A 17,326-nucleotide genomic window follows, 5' to 3' on the forward strand; every position below is an offset into this window, starting at 1 on the left:
GTCCCTATAGAAGCGATAGATATCCATAAAAATAAATGGACCTGCATTCCGCTATGCGGTGTTGCAGATCCTTTTTCACATCTTCTCTACCATGCTCACGTGCTACATCAAAAATGTACCCACCACAAATGACACCCCGACAATGATCGAGCGCAGCAGTTGCGCCAGAGCTACATTGCCTTTGGCAATTTCCTCGCACACTTTGGTACGTGGAGTCAACAGATCAAAAATAATATAGACCAAACACAGCACCACTATGCCTACGGCTGACCAAATCAGCATATCGAGCCATGAATGGCTGCTGTATGACACCATGCCCACGATAATACACAGACCCAGCAGCTTTGCCCCCATATAGATGCCTGCCGCCTCATTGCCGCGTGCGATTTCTTGATTATCGTTATAACGTGTCAGCAAGCCGAACACAAAATAACCTACGATTAAGATGGCAAATAGGATAAGCAGGCCGATGCCTACATTGCCCAATGCGTTGCCTAAGCTGATTTGTGAGTCCAATCCTCTTCCTCCTTCTAGATACTTAACCATAGAGACATTTAAGCATATGCATACTTAATGCTATAAATAGTTATATTCTAATACTTGTTAATCACGTAAAAAGGCTAAGATCGCCCAGATGACTCATGAGATGCGGTCGGAACGGCGGCTGCACAATAATAGGCCATATCGCCGGTGACCTTTTCCCCGATTCGTGGCAGGATGCCCGCGAACCTCCCGCCGATGACGAATACGCCTGTCAGCACGTAGCCATGATATAGCCCTTCTTCGGTCTGCACCTCTGCGCTCTGCATAGGCCAGAGCCGCTGATAAATCTTGGGCTGGCCTTCGTAATAAGCGGCAATATGTGCGGCCTCCTCCTGCTCAGGCGTTAGCGGAGCATCAGCATCATTAAGGTCGTTAGATGGGACAGCCTTCGCCCATTGTTCCGTCAGAGCTGGAACTTCCAGCTTATTTTCGGTATCGGCAGTCTCAATCAGATGCGTCCCTTTCCCCTCCCGGCCCCATATCCCTTTGGCCACATAAGGCTCTTCATTTTGCATAAACACCGTTGGCTCAAAATACGTAGGTAGCAGGTAGGTTCGTATTACCTCCAGCTCCTGATCGTCAAACAAGCGAAAACCGCAGAACTCAGGTGTCTGGTCATTGCGCTCATACAGTGACCAGACGGTGGCGGTAAACCCCTTGCTTTGGGTAATAATATGCTGCGGCGGATTGATTAATCCTATTTTACCGTCCGCTACCATATCCATTAGCGCCTGCCCCACCTCAAGTCCCGTATCCTCTTCCCGGTCATCAATCAGATATTCCAGCGGATACAGGCGGTAGAGGATGTGTATGGGTTCTCCCCGGTGATACAATCCTTCACCCGGGATAATCTCCAGCTCTTCCAAGGGTGCATAAACCACTTCAAATCCAGCTTGTTCACACAAGCGCATGATATATTTCGTGTTGGTCTGATCCTCGATATGCCAGTCATAGCAAGCAAAATACACTTTTGTGCCTAATCCCCTGCTTCTATAAAAATGTATCAAGTCAGTCATTGCACGCTGAATGGCTTCATCCATTCCAGATGACGGTCCCAATAGAGCAGTATCTTCCCGTGAACCTTCGGACTCATTCAGTTTCTCCAGCAGCTTCCCTTCGAGATAGGCTACCTCGGGGATTCCAGTCGGGGTGTCCGTATTGTTCTCAATGCACTTGATACCCGCTTCCCCCACAATCCAGTCCTGTCGGGTAATTCCATCCGGCGCGGCCTCTATGCGTGCAGCCCGCAGCAAACCCGGATGGATACCCAATCGTTCCACCAGGTACTCATCAGGCATATAGCGCTGAACGAAGTGCTGAACCTTGCGATAGATGTTATGTATCGCCTCAGATGCAGCCTGAAGCTCTGCCAGCTCGGTTTCCTGATACATCGTTAACGCGGGTACACAATAGGACTTGCCATACATGCGATGGTACGGAATCATACGGCTGATTTCGCCGCTAAAAAGCTCGTCATGATCATAGGGCAGTTGCCGAATGGTACGCATGCTCATTTTAACCTCCAGAGAAAAAGCCGCTACGCGAGCCACTGCTGCCAAAGCCGCTGTGTGAGCCGGATGATGATGAGCTCTTGCGGTAAGAGCTTGAGGAAGAACGACTGCTACTATAGGAGGAGCCTCCACTATAATAGGTCGATCCGCCATAGTAGTACCCGCTGCTGCCTGAATCCCGACACGCCGTTTGCTCCGATACAGGAAGCTCATCGCAGTCATAATACTCGTCGTCACCGCAGCCCGTCAGGGCGGCTGGCACAGCCAGCATCAGAGCAAAGGCCGCCATCCGTGTACGAGAGCCGGGCTTGGATTTGATTTTCTCCCAAGAGTGCTCCATCACAGATCGACCTCCTTCACAAACAGATGTACCTTTTTCAGTTGTGGGTCCAGCACTGAATAAACAAATTCATACGTTGTGCCACCCAGCACCGTATAGTGATCCAATAGACGATGGGCTAGCTCCAGCGTAAATACGGAGCCTTCCCGGTGCTCCATACTACGAAACGCAGGCTCATGCCATACCCAGTAAAGCATGCTGAACGTTGAGGCGTAGCCTCCATCACTTGCCAGTACGAGGTCCGTAATCGATGCGCCGTAAGGCTTCGCACGTTCCCCTGTAAATTCGGTCACATAGACGGAATGCTCTGTGTGATCCTCACTTTCATTGGAGATATGCGCCCATAGTTTGTCATGGAGACGCGTAGCGTCTACAAGCTTGCGCAGAAACAGCTCATCTCCCGATACGGATTCCCGTGTCAGGCTGCGCAGTTCCTTTTGTGTGTCTTCTGACCATTCCCGATACGTTAATGAATAATAAATGATGATTCCCTTCCCTTCCTGCACGCTTCTGTCCTGAGGGCTTGCTTCGAAATCAAAGCGCTTCTATCGTCAATCACTATACGAGATTCTACCTTGAAAAGGTTCAATTTGGAAAGAAAAATATGTAAAAAAGCCGCAATCCCACAGGACTACGGCTTGGTTTTTGGCTGTTACAGCTTGATATTCTTCTCGTCGAAATATTCCTCCAGCGTCAACCCTTGCTTGGCTACATCCTCGGCAATGTCTTTTCCTACATAACGGATATGCCAAGGCTCGTACACATAGCCAGTCACATCTTCCTTATTCTTCATATAACGAATAATAAATCCGTATTCCGGTGCATGCTTCTCCAGCCATTCTCCTTCTTTGGAAGCTCCGAAGGATTGCTCCAGCACATTGCCTACGCTCGGGCTGGATACATCAATCGCCAATCCCGTCTGATGCTCACTCGTACCCGGTACGGCGCTGACCTGAGAGGCATATGCCTCTCCCTTAGTCTTTACGTTGTTGTTGAAAATAGAAACCTGGCGCTTATAGGAACGGTATCCCGATACTGCACGCAGCTCTATGCCGTCCTTCTTGGCACCGTCGAACAATTTCTCCAGCGCCTCTGCCGCTTCCTTGCGCATATGCCGTTTCTCATGCGGCCCCTCGAAGGAAAAAGGCACCTGTGGCTCTACCAGATCGTCCGGAGCATAGCCCACAGGCAAGCTGCGCTTTTTGTTAACAACGACTGTGTCAGATGTCGCATTGGTAACAATCGCGGTTCCGCCCTCTTCCTTAACCGTGGCTTGCAGCGCACTCTGGCTTCGCAGTGCCGTTTCAGAATCAACCTGTCCACTTTCTGTACCTGTGGAAGCTTGTCCTGTGCCAGCGCTGCTGTTGTCTACCTCCGGCTGAGTGGAAGGTTGTACATTTTCCTGTACCGTAGTAGATGACTTCAACGGCTCGCTTTCCTGTCCACCTGAGCCTCCCTGCTGACAAGCTGCCAGCAGGAGCCCCGGCAGGATCAGTCCTGGAATGAGCGCCTTGGTCCAGCGCTGTGGGGGGCGCGTCTGTTGCATATGTCGTTTCATGCTGGTCTCTCCTCCAATATCGCAATTAATGCATAATTTGCTATCACTTTCCGTTCCCCTATTGTAACTGAACTTTCGACACTCTTCGAAGCCGTTATCCAGTTCGATGCAGGTGAATAGGCCCGAAAAAAGAAGTATACACCCGAATTGTTACGGAGTATGACGTTTTTGCGGGATTGCGGCCCGAGCGCGCTCTGCTACACGCTCACGTATGAGCTTTAATGCCTCTTCCGCGCGGGGTAATCCCGGCAGCAAAGCCGTAATATCCGCTTCATTCTTTGAAGCAAGCTTTTGCGGCAGACGAATCTCAATCGTATGAAAGCCCGCACCAGGGCGATGCAATGCTCCCTCGGCGGCAGATTCAGCAATCCATTCACTAATCGCCGCCGATCCGTTGCGTCCGCCCTCTGACCGCGAGGTCGGCTCAAGTGCAGGGGATGTCCCTCGCACATGGGACAGCTCTCCGGCCCAAGCGCTGAATACGTACTCCAGCAGCTCTTCCCGCGTCATTCCGATCAGCTCCAGACAGAAGTGTGGCTCGCTTTTCAGTCCAGCCTGCAGAGCTTTCTTCACATCGTCGGCTGTACCCATGCCATCCTTCAGGCTGAAAGCGACTGTTTCAGCAGCTGCCTGCACGACATCCTCCAGTGAGAGACAGCTCTCCCCCTGCAAGAAACGGTATATGTCCCAAGGCTCCGCTTTGAGCTGCTCCAGCCATGCCGTTCGCTGTTCCGGGTTTAGTACAGGTACAGAACCCGTCCAACGAGCAGCTATAGCCGCCGATCTGCCTTCCGTCCCGTCGACGTCTATTTCTACCACCCATTGACCGTCAGCTACGTTCAGCTTCACTTGCGGCCTTGTCATTGCCTTCATCCTTTCTTTACTTACTTTCTTTTCCTAATCAATCCATACATCATTTTGCAGCGCAATCAGACCGCGCAGTTCATCGTCAGACATTTCGGTCAACCAGTGTTCACCAGAGCCGACAACCTGCTCGGAAAGCGCCCTTTTGCTCTCGATCAATTCGTCAATCCGTTCCTCCAGCGTGCCTTGGCAAATCAGCTTATGCACCTGCACATTGCGGCTTTGGCCGATACGGAATACCCGGTCTGTCGCCTGATTTTCTACCGCGGGATTCCACCAGCGGTCATAGTGAATGACATGGCTGGCACGCGTCAAATTCAGACCTACGCCACCTGCACGCAGGGAAAGTACAAATATATCCGGTCCTTCTCCCTTTTGAAAGTTGTGAACAATCTCGTCCCGTCTGGTTTTTGCCAGTCCTCCATGCAGAAAATACGGCTCTTCGCCAAAGATTCTGGCCAAACGCGATACCAACAATTCGCCCATCGACACATACTGGGTGAAGATCAGCGCCGATTCGCCATTTTCGCGAATGGTTTCCACCAATTCCAGCAATCGCTCCATTTTGCCCGAGTTTTCGTTTTTACCGGTCTCAGCCCGTCCCGGAATGATCAGACCCGGATGGTCACAAATTTGCTTCAGCTTGGTCAGCGAAGACAGAACAAGCCCTTTGCGGGCTATGCCGATCTGTCCATCCAGCGTTCCCATCAATTGATCTACTACGCTGCGATATAAACCGGCCTGCTCCGGTGTCAGCACACAATAGGATTTTAACTCCAACTTCTCCGGCAGATCCTTACGTATATCCGGATCGCTTTTGAGTCTGCGCAGCATGAACGGAGAGACGAGACGATGCAGCTCACGCAACGCGGACCCGCGTTCCTCCCCCGTAGTACTGTACCGCTGACGAAACGAAGACGCTGTACCGAGATAGCCTGGATTCAGGAATTGGAAAATAGACCACAGCTCGCTTAACCGATTCTCCACCGGAGTACCCGTCATGGCAATCCGGTGCGGTGCAGACAGCTTCATGACACTTTGCGCCTGCTTGGTTCGTGCATTTTTTATATATTGCGCCTCATCCAGTACGATCGAGGACCAATAGACCGCAGATAAATCACTGCCATCCCGGCCCGCCAGATGATAGGTGGTGAGGACGATATCATACTCGCGTACACTTTCTTGAAACGACTCTCCGTGGAGTCGCTGGTTACCATGATGAATATACAGCGACAAATCCGGTGAAAACCGCTTCAGCTCCCGCTGCCAGTTGCCGAGCAGGGACGTCGGACAGATGATCAACGCCGGGCGCTGATCCGCAGCACCAATTCCCCCATCGAGCAGGCAGGTGATGACCTGAATCGTCTTACCAAGCCCCATATCGTCGGCCAGGCAGACGCCAAATCCCAAACCGCGCATTGCAGCCAGCCATTGAAAGCCGCGCTCCTGATAAGGCCGCAATGCGCCGTGCAACGTCTCCGGCACAGGTCGCGGCTCCACGGAACGGAGCACGCCGCCCTCAGCCAAAGACGCGAGCAAGCCGACGGATTCCGCGCCGAATATGGACAGGCCTTTCCATGAGGCTTCGCCTGCGCCTTCATTTTCCGCAGCCAGATGCATCCATTCGGACAAGGTCATTTCGCCGTCTTCCCCGCGCTTGATAAAGCGCAGCACCTGACGGATTTCCTTGGGATCGACCTCGATCCATTCCCCTCCGAGACGTACATACGGCAAATTGGCCGCAACGATGCTTTCCAATTCCTCCATCGTCAGGGTCGTATTGCCCAGCACAGCCTCGGCATCAAAGGAAATCATGCGGTTAATGCCGACCGACGACGTATCGGTGATCACACCATCCGGCTTTGCGCCCCGCTCCGTTGAACGCATTTTGAGTCGCAAGCCTGCACGCCTCCGGCCCTCCCGGCTCCACCGTGAAGGCATTTGCACCGTGATGCCGTTCTTTTGCAGAGCAGGTACAGCCTCCGTCAGAAAGTGGAAGAACATCTCCGGCTCCAGTATAAGCCCCTCGGGATAAGGACGATTCAACGCTTCCTGCAATATAGGTGCCGCATCAGCCGCCTGTCCGAGCCGCGTCAACAGCTGTGCCTGCACTTGGCGATATACGATTCCGCCGCGAATCAGATCACGTTCAGGATGCGCCCACAGCGTCAGAGCAGGCAGTCGCAATCCCGGCTCTGCATCGCTTTCCACCCAAAAGGTGATGCGCCATTCCTTCACATTCTCCTCCAGGGCAGGCTCCAAACGAAGGCACAAACGCAGCTGCCCTTCGATCGGTTCCTGCTCCTCCCGCTCCGTGACAGGCATCGCGCTTCCCTCGAGAGAGGCCGCTTGAAGAACCAGCTCCTCCATCTCGGCGGGTGTTCCCTGAATCGCAACCTGACGTGAACCTGTCAGCAGACTGTTCCACCACAGCTCCGCCAGCGGCGATCCTCCGCGCCGATATTCTGCGCGATATCTACCCAGCTCACGGTCCGAGGCAGCCAGCACCGCGGTCGTTTCTGCATGGACGACCGCGCGCAGAAAGGAATATAGCACGATGCCAGCTGCATCCTCTCGTGTTTCCGGCTCCTTGCCCGCGAAGACAGCGGGAGCTGCCATACAGACAGCTGGCATCGCAGCAGCCAGCTCATGAAAGCGGCGAATATCCTCCTCCTGGCGCAGCCGCGGAATCCACACCCCAACAGCCGCCTCGGGGCCGCGACGGCGCGGTCCGGAGGGACGCGCCTCTGTAAGCGAAGGCACGATTTCGCCCCGCTGCATCAGCTCCAACGCAAAATAGGCGGCCTTTTGCCAATATTGCATTTCCTCGCCCAGTGTAATGCCCGACGCGACGCAGCCCTTCTCGTCCATGCGAGTCAGCAGAGCCATCGTCTCGCGCGGTTCGAGCGCCAAGCCCTCCAGCGTGCGCCCCAGCATGGAACGTCTTTTTCCACCTCTGCCTGCGGTCTCCACACGAGCAGTGTTCGGTATCCGTACCTCGGCAAGACGCAACGCAGCCTGCCGAAACGGCCGAAGGTCTCCCTTCAGCGTCAGCCTGCGGATTACACTGCTCCACGCATCTATACGTGGTTCTGACGTCTCACCAGAAAAGCAAAAAAACACATCTCCGAGCCATATTCCATAAAGCGGTTGATTCATATCTGTCTCCCGTCCAGCCTTTTGAATTATTACTCTTCATCATATACGAAAATCGGCTCTTTTCAAAACTTTATCGAAAAAAATAAATATGAGCTGCCATCAGTTCATAGCCATAAATATTCATGTGATGAACTATAAAAAAGAGGCTTGATCTATAAAATCAAGTCTCTTTTCTTTCGTCATCCGCTTCATCATCCTTCAGATAAGGATTGAGGCTGTCTTGCAGCAGTTGCTTGACCCGCATCCGCAGCTCTTTCGGATATATGACCTCGGCCTCCGGCCCGTATTTCAACAGAATTCTGGATACATATGTAAACTCTTCGGCCGGAATAAGTCCCTGCCATTCCTGGCCCTGCTTTTCCTGATGAGAAACATTTTGGAAAATGGGATCTGATTCCGCCAGCCGAGCACCAAATGGTGTAAATCTTATTTTTGCCGAAATTCCTTTACGGCAATCCTCCGAAGCCAACCATTCCTGAAGTGTGGGAAGGCCAGATAAGGTGTCTTCCAGTATAGTCATTGTAACCACGCGGTCTGAGCGGTACAAAATGATCCGATCTCTGCTATGCGCAGGCATGTACCAATATCCATGATCAAAATAGAGTCCAACCGGAAATACCTCAGTCCACTTGTCCCCAGTCGCAGAGCGGTAAAGCATGTTCACCCGGCGCCTATTCATCGCAGCCTCCAAAATAAGCGAGGTATGGGGTGAATCTGCGTGAGTGGGCAGCATGCGAAACGAGATATGATTCTTTAATTGATCGATGCTATCCCGCACATCCTGTGGGAGCTCGGCATAATAATGCTCGGACAGATGCTCTCGAACCGATCCAAAAGGGACATCTGGAATGTTTTCCAACAGTTGCAGCATGAGAAAAAGACCAAAAGCCTCATCGCGAGCAAGATGAAGCGGAGGAAGAAGTCGATTGGGAAGTGCCCGATAGCCGCCATGAGGCCCGGTTTCGGTATAAAGGGGTAACCCGGTCTGCTGTAAATAGTCGAGATCTCTTTGAATTGTTCTAACGGAGACGCCAAAACGCTCGGCCAGCTCACGTGCCGTATATTTTTTTCGGGAATCCAGTATTCTCATAAGAGCGATTCTGCGTTCGTTCATAAAATACTCCTTTTGACCGTTCAAAAGATAAATTCAAATGATAAATTAACTACGACAAGATGTGTCGTAAATATATTGTAACATAGACGATAGAAAGGAGCGATGAAGATGAATGTAATCAAATCAAACGAGGTTGTATTGTATATTGCCATGAGTCTTGACGGGTATATTGCATTGCCGGATGGATCGGTGGACTGGCTGCATGATGTCAAAGGGGATGGTGGGGACAACGGTTATGCCGACTTTTATGACACCGTAGGCACGGTGCTGATGGGCAGGCTGACATACGAGGAGGTATTGAAGCTCTCCGAAGATTTCCCTTATGCTCGTAAGCCATGTTACGTACTCACCCGGTCATTAACGGAGCATCAGCAAGCACCGCATGTTACGTTCACGGACGAGGCTCTGACTGAGCTTGTCCCGCGTCTGCAAGAACAATCAGAAGGAGCTGTATGGCTGGTGGGTGGAGGCCAGCTAGTTCAAGCCTTTATGCGGGAGGGGCTACTGGAGAAGGCAATTATTGCGATCATTCCTAAAGTACTCGGGCAAGGAATACCGCTATTTCCAGAAGGCACGCTGCCAAGTACGTTTGAACCCAAAGAAATAGAGCGCCGCGGGGATATCGTTTTGCTTCATTATGATATATAAGCCGAACTAAAACGCACACGAGTCGCCACTACGCGGTCGGATGGTGCTTCCCATCGCCATCGCCCCGCTTGTACAGCACCATTCCGCCCACTTCGTTCCCATTCCATGTGACTTATACTTTAGTTTCTCTTTTTTAGTTGCATAATTTGTTTACAAAAAAGCCTTCGTATTTCAGGATTATACCACTCTCCCTGAAATACGAAGGCTATATCGCGTGCTCTACCTAACTATTTGCTTTTCAAATTATCCCACGTGCTCTGGAAATCCTCAAATAATTTATTGGCATCCGATTTACCAGCCACATAGGCTTGCATCTGACTACCAAACTCTTGCTGTGCTCCTTCAGGATAGCGGCTAAAGAACCAGCCCAGCAGCTTGTTTTCCTGGCTATATTTCACGACTTCGGCGCCCAACTGGCCCATATCGGCCTCTGCCCCTTTTATGCTTTTGAAGGCCGGAATGAACTTGAACTCCTTGGTGATATATTGTTTGCCCTGCTCGGAGGTCACCATCCAGTTTAAGAATTCTTTGGCCTCAGCCTTAACAGCAGAATTTTTATTAACCACCCAGTTGTTGGCGACACCTACAAACAGCTTATCTCCAGCAGTAGCATCTTCACCGATCGGCATAGGCAGAATACCCAGATTCAGCTTCGGGTTAATCCCGTCAATTTGGACCTGAGTCCAGTTCCCCTGTTGCATCATCGCTGCCTTGCCAGTGGCAAAATTCGTTACCTGCGTATTGTAATCGGTCGTCAGCGGCTTCGAATTGCCATACTTAAGCGTCAGATCGAACAGCTTAATCCACTCGGCGAATACGGCATTACCCGGGATTTTCGCGGTTCCATCATTTAGTCCCTTCACGAAGGCTGACGGGTCTGGCTGATTGGCAAATGCCACATTCAGCAAATGATTGCCTAGCACCCAAAACTCCTGATATCCATTCGAAAAAGGTGTAATCCCTGCGGCTTGCAGCTTTTGAGCGGCTCCCTCCAGCTCGGACAGCGTTTTAGGGGTCTCCGTAATCCCCGCCTTTTTGAACAAGTCCTTGTTATAAATAAAGCCATATCCCTCCAGGTTCATCGGCTGACCATACAGCTTGCCGTCTTTGGTCATCGGCTCTTTGGCGACATCGACCACATCACCGACCCAAGGCTGATCGGACAGGTCTTCCAGATATTCCAGCCACGTATCCAGCTCACGATAGCCTCCTACGTTAAAAATATCCGGCTGTTCTCCAGAGGCAAACTTTGCCTTTAACGCAGCCCCATAGTCACTGCCCCCGCCCACCGTCTGAATGTCGAGCTTGATCCCCGGGTGAGTCGCTTCATATTCCGCCTTCATGCGATTTAGCGCTTCTGCAATCTCCACCTTGAATTGGAAAATATGAATCGTCTTCTCCTTCACTTCCTCTTTGCCTGCATTTTGTTCGCTACCACTGCTGTTACAACCTGTCAAAACCAGTGCAAAGGCTGCAAAAAGCAAAATCAGTGCTTGGGCTTTCTTTTTATAAGAGCGCGTTTTCATATTCATGTTCCTTTCTATTTTCAAATCAGATGAACTCGAAAAATTCATATGGAAACGGAGCAAACGGAATGGTGCTGAACAAGCGATGGTAAGTGCCCTCCGTTTGCGGAGTGGCACACCATGTACATTTTCAGTTCATCCCACACTCAGCCTTTGACCGAACCAGCCATAATACCTTGAATAATATATTTTTGCATGGCCAGAAAGAATGCAATAACTGGCAAAATGCCAAGTACCAGAGCAGGCAATGCCAAATCCCATTGCTTTGTGTATTGCCCGAAAAAGGCATAGGTAGCAATCGGAATCGTGCGCAGTTCAGCCTTTTGCAGCACCAGAGATGGCAGGAGATAGTCATTCCAGATCCAGAGCGTATTTAAAATAATAACCGTCACCATCATCGGCAGCATCAACGGATAGACAATACGGAAAAACACACCATAGGGTGTACAGCCGTCCACCGTAGCCGCCTCCTCCACCTCGACCGGCACACCTTTGACAAACCCGTGAAAGAGAAAGATGGACATAGGCGCACCAAAGCCCAGATAGCAGATCACCAGCCCAGTGATGCTGTTCATTAAATCCAGCGTGCTTACGACCTTGACCAAAGGGATCATCACCGATTGAAAAGGGATGACCATCGCAGCCACGAACAGGCCGAACAATACCCGGTTATAACGTGTGGGGTGCCGGACCATCCGATAAGCAGCCATCGAGCTGATCAGCACGAGCAGCAAATTACTGACTACCGTCACCACGAGTGAATTCCACAAGGCTTCGGGAAAACGCGTAATGCTCCACGCCCTGGCATAATTGCTCCATACAAAGGTTTGTGGCCAGGCTGCAGAATCGGTAAGCAGGTCACCAAAGCTTTTGACTGAATTCACGAACAAAAAATAAAACGGAACGAGGAATAACAAAGCGACAAGGATCATGACCAGCTCAGTCGTCCATGTTCCAAAGCGGTAGCGCTTGCTTGTTTCCATTTACGCCTCCACCTCCCGGCTTTTCGTCAGGCGCACCTGAAGGCTCGTAACAAGCGCAACAATAATAAAGAAAATGAGCGCTTTGGCCGTCCCCAATCCATAACGATTATTCACAAACGCTTCATTGTAAATATTGAGAGCCACCGATTCCGTGGACCCGAAAGGACCACCCTTGGTTAATGACAAATTAAGATCGAACATTTTAAACGACCATGATATCGCCAGGAAAAGACATACCGTAACCGCAGGCATGATCAATGGCAGTATAATCGACCTAAGTATTTGCATGCGGCTCGCTCCGTCAATTTCGGCTGCTTCCAGCATATCCCGAGGCACATTGGTCAGGGAAGAAATATAGATGACCATCAAATACCCGGCGGTTTGCCAGATAAACACGATCACAATGCCCCAGAAGGCCGTAATCTCATCTCCCAGCCAGGATAGATTAAAGAAAGACCAATTCGTGCTTTCTCCAATCGCGGCAAAGCCCTTGACGAAAATAAACTGCCAGATAAATCCAAGCAACAGCCCGCCGATCACATTGGGCATGAAAAAAATAGTCCTGAGCACATTTTTTGTTTTCAGCGGCTTGGTTAGAAAATACGCCAGCAGAAAGCCCATTAAATTCGCAGCCACCACTCCAATCACCGTAAAACGGACCGTAAACCAAAACGCTGTCCTAAATTTGTCATCATCCCATAAAATGTGACTGAAATTATCCAACCCGACCCACTTCGCCTGATTGGCAACCCCATTCCACTCTGTAAAAGAATAGTACATTCCCAGGATGAAAGGGATTACAATAATGATAACGAAAAATAACGTCGACGGCCCTACAAAAATCCATTGCTGGAGCCATTGCGACGACTTGGCGCGGTTCAAACCGATCCCCCCTTTTGTTGTCTGTTGGTGTCTGGAACGCTCCTACGGCTTCCTCAGCAAGCAGCATGGACGCTTGGGCCGTATGATTGGCGGTTCACATATTCATTATGTCGAATAAGCGCTTTCGAGAACACGCAAGATCGTGAACCATTAGGGGGAAATTATTGACCTCTGGCTTGTCTTGAATCGTGAAAGGAGCTACCTGTATGAAATTTTATAGCATTCGTTCCCGTCTGATCTGGTTTCTGCTCATTGCAGTCACCCTGCCGCTGTTGCTGTCGATGACCATGACCTTCATTCTTACCAAGCAATCCTTGCGAGAGCAGGCCACCCAAGAAAATGAACGGCTTATTTTTCAGGGAATTACAAATTTGGATAACTATTTACAAGGATTGAATCGCGCGTCCATCGGTGTTTATAATGACCCTCATTTTCTGCGCAATCTGGCCAAAATTCCGGATGATTACCGGGCCGTCGCCGAAATTTACACGACGCTGCAAACGATGCTGAATGCTTCGTCAGGCATCGATCAGGTGTATTTGCACTCTTTTCAGGCAGGGCAATCTACCCTGATTACCAGTACAGTCCCTCTTCGGGAATTCCGGCTGGAGCCCTTCCCCGGCTCTATCCATTACGGTTCTTCCGGACTATTCATACAGCCATCACATAAGAAGCATTTGTACGGCTTTTCGGCGGTTTCCTATGCAGAGCACGACACACAGCGGCAGGTATTTACACTCCATCGGGCGATTCGGAACATTCCTTCCTCAGAGATGCTTGGGGTACTGGCTATAGATGTTCGTCTCGATCCGCTGCGCAGCATCTGCCGTCAATTGTATAATGCGGATACAGAGGAGCTATTCTTGGTCGATCAGCACGGAACGATCATATATAGCGGGAATGAAGCAGCAATTGGAACACGTTGGAAGGAATCCGGCCTGCTCAATCGAATTTCTAATGAAGGCGAGCACGGAGTAATCGAGGATAATACGGCACTGCACGTGTACGGCAAGCTGGATGCCAGCCTGTCAGGCTGGACGCTCGTTAAGAAAATCCCAAATCGAACGCTTTATTTTCGGGCCACTCGCCTGACCCAGATCAATGTAGTCATTGCAAGCACCGCGTTGCTGCTTGTCATTGTCGCCACACTATGGATTTCCATAAAAATTACGGAGCCTATTAAGCGACTGACTCGTTACATAAACCAGATCCAGTCTGGTCAACTCGATGTAGACATTCGGGCCATGAGCAACGATGAAATCGGGGTGCTATCACGCAGCTTCAGACAGATGATGGATACTATCAACAACCTCATCTTGAGGGAATATAAGCTGGAGCTGGCAAACAAAACACACCAATTGAAAGCGCTTCAAGCACAGATTAATCCTCACTTTTTATATAATACGCTACAGTCTATTGGAACGCTGGCTCTACAGCATGAGGTGCCGCGCATCTATTCTCTGCTCTCCTCCCTCGCCAAAATGCTGCGCTATAACATGCGGGATCATACAATCGTTACGCTCAAGGAGGAGGCCGAGCATGTAAGGCAATATCTTGATTTGCAAAAAGAACGCTTTAGGGAGCAATTAGAGGTGACTTACCAGTGGGATGATGAGGTCCTGAATGACCGTGTGCCTAAAATGATTCTCCAGCCATTGGTGGAAAACTACTTTAAGCACGGTGCTGATCCCCGGCTGGGTCCTGGTAAAATTCACATTACAGGCTGCCGAATTCGCGAAGGAATTGTAAGAATAATAGTGGAAAATAACGGAATATCCATTCCGCAGGCCGAGTTGGAGCAACTTCAACATATGCTGAAGCGTCCGCTAAAAGCCTACGAGGAACCGAATACCAGCGAACAGGATTCCATCGGACTCCGTAATGTTCTATTGCGTATTCAGCTTCACTCGGAGGACGGTTCTAATACCCTGTGTGTAGACAATATTCTGCCTCATGGCGTTCGTTATACACTTGAAATTCGTACCGAGGCTCACATCGGAATTCATATTAAGGGAGAGTGATCTGTTATGAAAGTCTTGATTGTGGATGATGAAAAGCATGTGCGCCATGCCATTCGGATGCTTGTACATTGGGAGGCTTACGGCGTGACCGAGGTGATCGAAGCCGAGTCGGGCGATCAGGCGATTGAGCTCATCACAGCCCTTTCTCCACCTGTTGTACTCACGGATATGCGGATGCCCGGCAAAGATGGAGTAGCCCTGATGGAGTGGATTCAGGTCCATTCCCCCGCGACCAGAGTTGTGGTGGTAAGCGGCCATGACGATTTTGATCTGGTACGGCAGGCCATTCGCCGGGGAGGGATGGACTATATTCTCAAGCCTGTAGACCCGGTAGAGATTAACGAGGCTCTATCCAAAGCCACCAAGGCTTGGCGAACAGCGGAGCAGGATCGGCGCAGGCAGACAATGCAGGCCATCGAAGTAAACCGGATGAGGCCGCACTATGCTGATAAGCTCTTGACCGAGCTGGTATCCGGTACGGCGAATACCACTCTTTCCATCACGCCCTTACGCGAGGAACTAGGTCTTCCCGGGGTGATTCAAATGTGCAATGCAGCTGTGATGAGCATCGCTCAACTGGATGCCGATATGCTGGACAAATACAAGACGCGGCGTCCGCTGCTGAGCTTCTCCCTGATTAACATCTGCAATGAGTTTCTCATGGCTTCCCAGACCGGAATTGCATTCCGTCATCTGGAGCGTATGGACGAAATTATTTTGCTGTATTGGGGCGAGCCGTCCCGTTGGCCGCTGCTTTTGCAGGATATTCACACAGGGATCAGAACAGCATTGCGATGCTATATGCATATTGGAGTTGGCTCTTTCGGTGCCTTTCCCGTGACCGCAGCTACAGCCTACCATGAGGCGCGGCAAGCATTGTGGAAACGGGATGTGTTGCAATCCACCGATTGGCTGCACCATAGTTCGCCTGCAAGACAGTCCGTGCGCCTCCCCCGGCTGCCCGAGATGGAAGAGGAACTGCGACTTAGCGCGCTCAGTTGTAATGCCAGTCGTGTAGCTGCGACGGTAGGCCACTGGGTAGCAGCCGTAGCCGAGCTGCCCTTGGTTACGGCGGAGCAGCTCACTGGCTGGAATCAGGAGCTGGATTGGATGCTGGCCCGCTGGCTGAATGACAGACCCGGAGATACCGAAGGCGAGGAACTGGCCGATGGAGCAAGCTCCATTCCTGCCCTGCCCATCGACAATCGTGGCCTGCTATCCCTGCCCTTATGGAAAAAACAGATCGAAAACCGAATGCTGGCAGCCGGTCAGGCGCTTACACCAAGCCATAGTCCAAATAACCCGGCGATCCGTGATATTGCCCGCTATTTGGATGCTCACTACGACGAGGATATTTCTCTACAGGATATGGCGAGCCGTTTTTACCTCAGTCGGGAATATATCTCTCGCAAATTCAAGCAGGAATACGGCGTGAATCTGTCCGACTATCTGTGCCGGATCAGGATGGACAAAGCGAAGCTGCTACTGCTGAATGACAAGCTGCGACTTCATCATATAGCCGGCATGGTCGGGTATCAGGATGAAAAATATTTTGGCAAGGTGTTCAAAAAACTGGAGGGGGTCACGCCTGGCGAATTCAGAAAACGCCATTCTGCAAATCTTCAGCTGTGATCGCATACAGCACATGATCTTCCCAGACACCATTAATCTTCAAATAGTTTAGTGCCAGCCCTTCACGGCGGAATCCGGCCTTTTCCATCACTCGATTAGACGGCGTATTCCTCGGCATGACCCCGGCCTGAATACGGTGCAATCCCAACTCACTCAAGGCATAACCTACAATGTCTTTCACTGCGGAGGTGGCATAGCCTTGTCCATGATATGCAGGGTCTACAAAGTAGCCCAGATTCGCGTTTTGAAAAGGGCCTCTGGCTATGCCCGACAGCTCCATTCTGCCGATCAGCTTATCATTTTCCGGCAAAAAAAGTCCAAACGTATATCCTTGTCCTGCTTGTGCAGCCTCATGACCGACGGAGATCAGGCGCGCCTGTTCTTCGAGCGTAAAGTAAACTACAGCTCGTTCTGGCTCAAACGGCTTGAAAAAATCAAAATTTTCACGTCTGATCTCCAATAATCGTTCTGCATCACTGACTTGTAAAAGCCGAATTTGCAGCCCGGGATGGGTGGACTGTAACATTGTCATTTTCCTTCTTTCT

15 protein-coding genes are annotated in these 17,326 nt (G+C 50.8%); 3 read left to right on the forward strand and 12 right to left on the reverse strand.

All coding sequences use genetic code 11. The annotated features are described in order from the left end of the window. Positions 1-102 precede the first annotated feature (102 nt). The 8 genes from LCF57_RS05960 to LCF57_RS05995 all read right to left on the reverse strand — a co-directional run bounded on the left by LCF57_RS05960 (position 103) and on the right by LCF57_RS05995 (position 9,089). The gene (locus tag LCF57_RS05960) at positions 103-516 is read right to left on the reverse strand and encodes a DUF350 domain-containing protein (RefSeq protein ID WP_225999873.1); all 414 of its coding nucleotides are present in this window, start codon (positions 514-516) and stop codon (positions 103-105) included. Positions 517-620: 104 nt separating this feature from the next. Further along, positions 621-2,057, reverse strand: coding sequence for a glutathionylspermidine synthase family protein (locus tag LCF57_RS05965; RefSeq protein WP_226000013.1), 1,437 nt, complete (start codon positions 2,055-2,057; stop codon positions 621-623). Position 2,058: 1 nt separating this feature from the next. After that, positions 2,059-2,394 carry a hypothetical protein gene (locus tag LCF57_RS05970; RefSeq protein WP_226000014.1) on the reverse strand — a complete coding sequence of 112 codons (336 nt, stop codon included), beginning with the start codon at positions 2,392-2,394 and terminating at the stop codon, positions 2,059-2,061. Beyond that, positions 2,394-2,900, reverse strand: a complete 507-nt coding sequence (locus LCF57_RS05975) for a hypothetical protein (RefSeq protein WP_225999874.1) — start codon at positions 2,898-2,900, stop codon at positions 2,394-2,396. Before LCF57_RS05975 ends, LCF57_RS05970 begins: the two co-directional genes overlap by 1 nt. Before the next feature lie 146 nt (positions 2,901-3,046). Beyond that, positions 3,047-3,952 carry a D-alanyl-D-alanine carboxypeptidase family protein gene (locus tag LCF57_RS05980; RefSeq protein ID WP_225999875.1) on the reverse strand — a complete coding sequence of 302 codons (906 nt, stop codon included), beginning with the start codon at positions 3,950-3,952 and terminating at the stop codon, positions 3,047-3,049. Positions 3,953-4,102: 150 nt separating this feature from the next. Beyond that, a complete protein-coding gene (locus tag LCF57_RS05985) occupies positions 4,103-4,816 on the reverse strand; it encodes a phosphoribosylglycinamide synthetase (protein ID WP_225999876.1) in 714 nt (237 codons plus the stop codon). Between the two features lie 33 nt (positions 4,817-4,849). Continuing rightward, positions 4,850-7,975, reverse strand: coding sequence for a DEAD/DEAH box helicase (locus LCF57_RS05990; protein WP_225999877.1), 3,126 nt, complete (start codon positions 7,973-7,975; stop codon positions 4,850-4,852). Between the two features lie 160 nt (positions 7,976-8,135). Further along, positions 8,136-9,089, reverse strand: a complete 954-nt coding sequence (locus LCF57_RS05995) for a helix-turn-helix transcriptional regulator (protein WP_225999878.1) — start codon at positions 9,087-9,089, stop codon at positions 8,136-8,138. A 108-nt stretch (positions 9,090-9,197) separates the two neighbouring features. Between LCF57_RS05995 and LCF57_RS06000 the strand changes: the two genes are divergently transcribed. Next, positions 9,198-9,737, forward strand: coding sequence for a dihydrofolate reductase family protein (locus LCF57_RS06000; protein ID WP_225999879.1), 540 nt, complete (start codon positions 9,198-9,200; stop codon positions 9,735-9,737). 227 nt (positions 9,738-9,964) lie between these two features. On the opposite strand, the gene LCF57_RS06005 is transcribed toward LCF57_RS06000, so the two are convergent. The 3 genes from LCF57_RS06005 to LCF57_RS06015 form a co-directional block, all read right to left on the reverse strand. After that, positions 9,965-11,263 (reverse strand): ABC transporter substrate-binding protein, encoded by a 1,299-nt coding sequence (locus LCF57_RS06005; protein WP_226000015.1) that lies wholly within the window; start codon positions 11,261-11,263, stop codon positions 9,965-9,967. Positions 11,264-11,409: 146 nt separating this feature from the next. Further along, positions 11,410-12,246, reverse strand: coding sequence for a carbohydrate ABC transporter permease (locus tag LCF57_RS06010; protein ID WP_225999880.1), 837 nt, complete (start codon positions 12,244-12,246; stop codon positions 11,410-11,412). Further along, complete coding sequence (locus LCF57_RS06015) at positions 12,247-13,128, reverse strand: carbohydrate ABC transporter permease (RefSeq protein WP_225999881.1); 882 nt, start codon at positions 13,126-13,128, stop codon at positions 12,247-12,249. It abuts the gene before it with no gap. A gap of 206 nt (positions 13,129-13,334) precedes the next feature. On the opposite strand from LCF57_RS06015, the gene LCF57_RS06020 reads away from it, so the two are divergent. Together LCF57_RS06020 and LCF57_RS06025 are read left to right on the forward strand one after the other, a co-directional pair. After that, a complete protein-coding gene (locus LCF57_RS06020; RefSeq protein WP_225999882.1) occupies positions 13,335-15,149 on the forward strand; it encodes a sensor histidine kinase in 1,815 nt (604 codons plus the stop codon). 6 nt (positions 15,150-15,155) lie between these two features. Next, positions 15,156-16,781: a response regulator transcription factor gene (locus LCF57_RS06025; protein WP_225999883.1), complete on the forward strand. Its 1,626-nt coding sequence runs from the start codon at positions 15,156-15,158 to the stop codon at positions 16,779-16,781. On the opposite strand, the gene LCF57_RS06030 is transcribed toward LCF57_RS06025, so the two are convergent. Beyond that, complete coding sequence (locus LCF57_RS06030; protein ID WP_225999884.1) at positions 16,747-17,307, reverse strand: GNAT family N-acetyltransferase; 561 nt, start codon at positions 17,305-17,307, stop codon at positions 16,747-16,749. The genes LCF57_RS06025 and LCF57_RS06030 overlap by 35 nt on opposite strands. Between the last annotated feature and the right edge of the window lie 19 nt (positions 17,308-17,326).

Origin of the sequence: Paenibacillus sp. BJ-4, assembly GCF_020404765.1 — a bacterium.
Taxonomy (GTDB): domain Bacteria; phylum Bacillota; class Bacilli; order Paenibacillales; family Paenibacillaceae; genus Paenibacillus.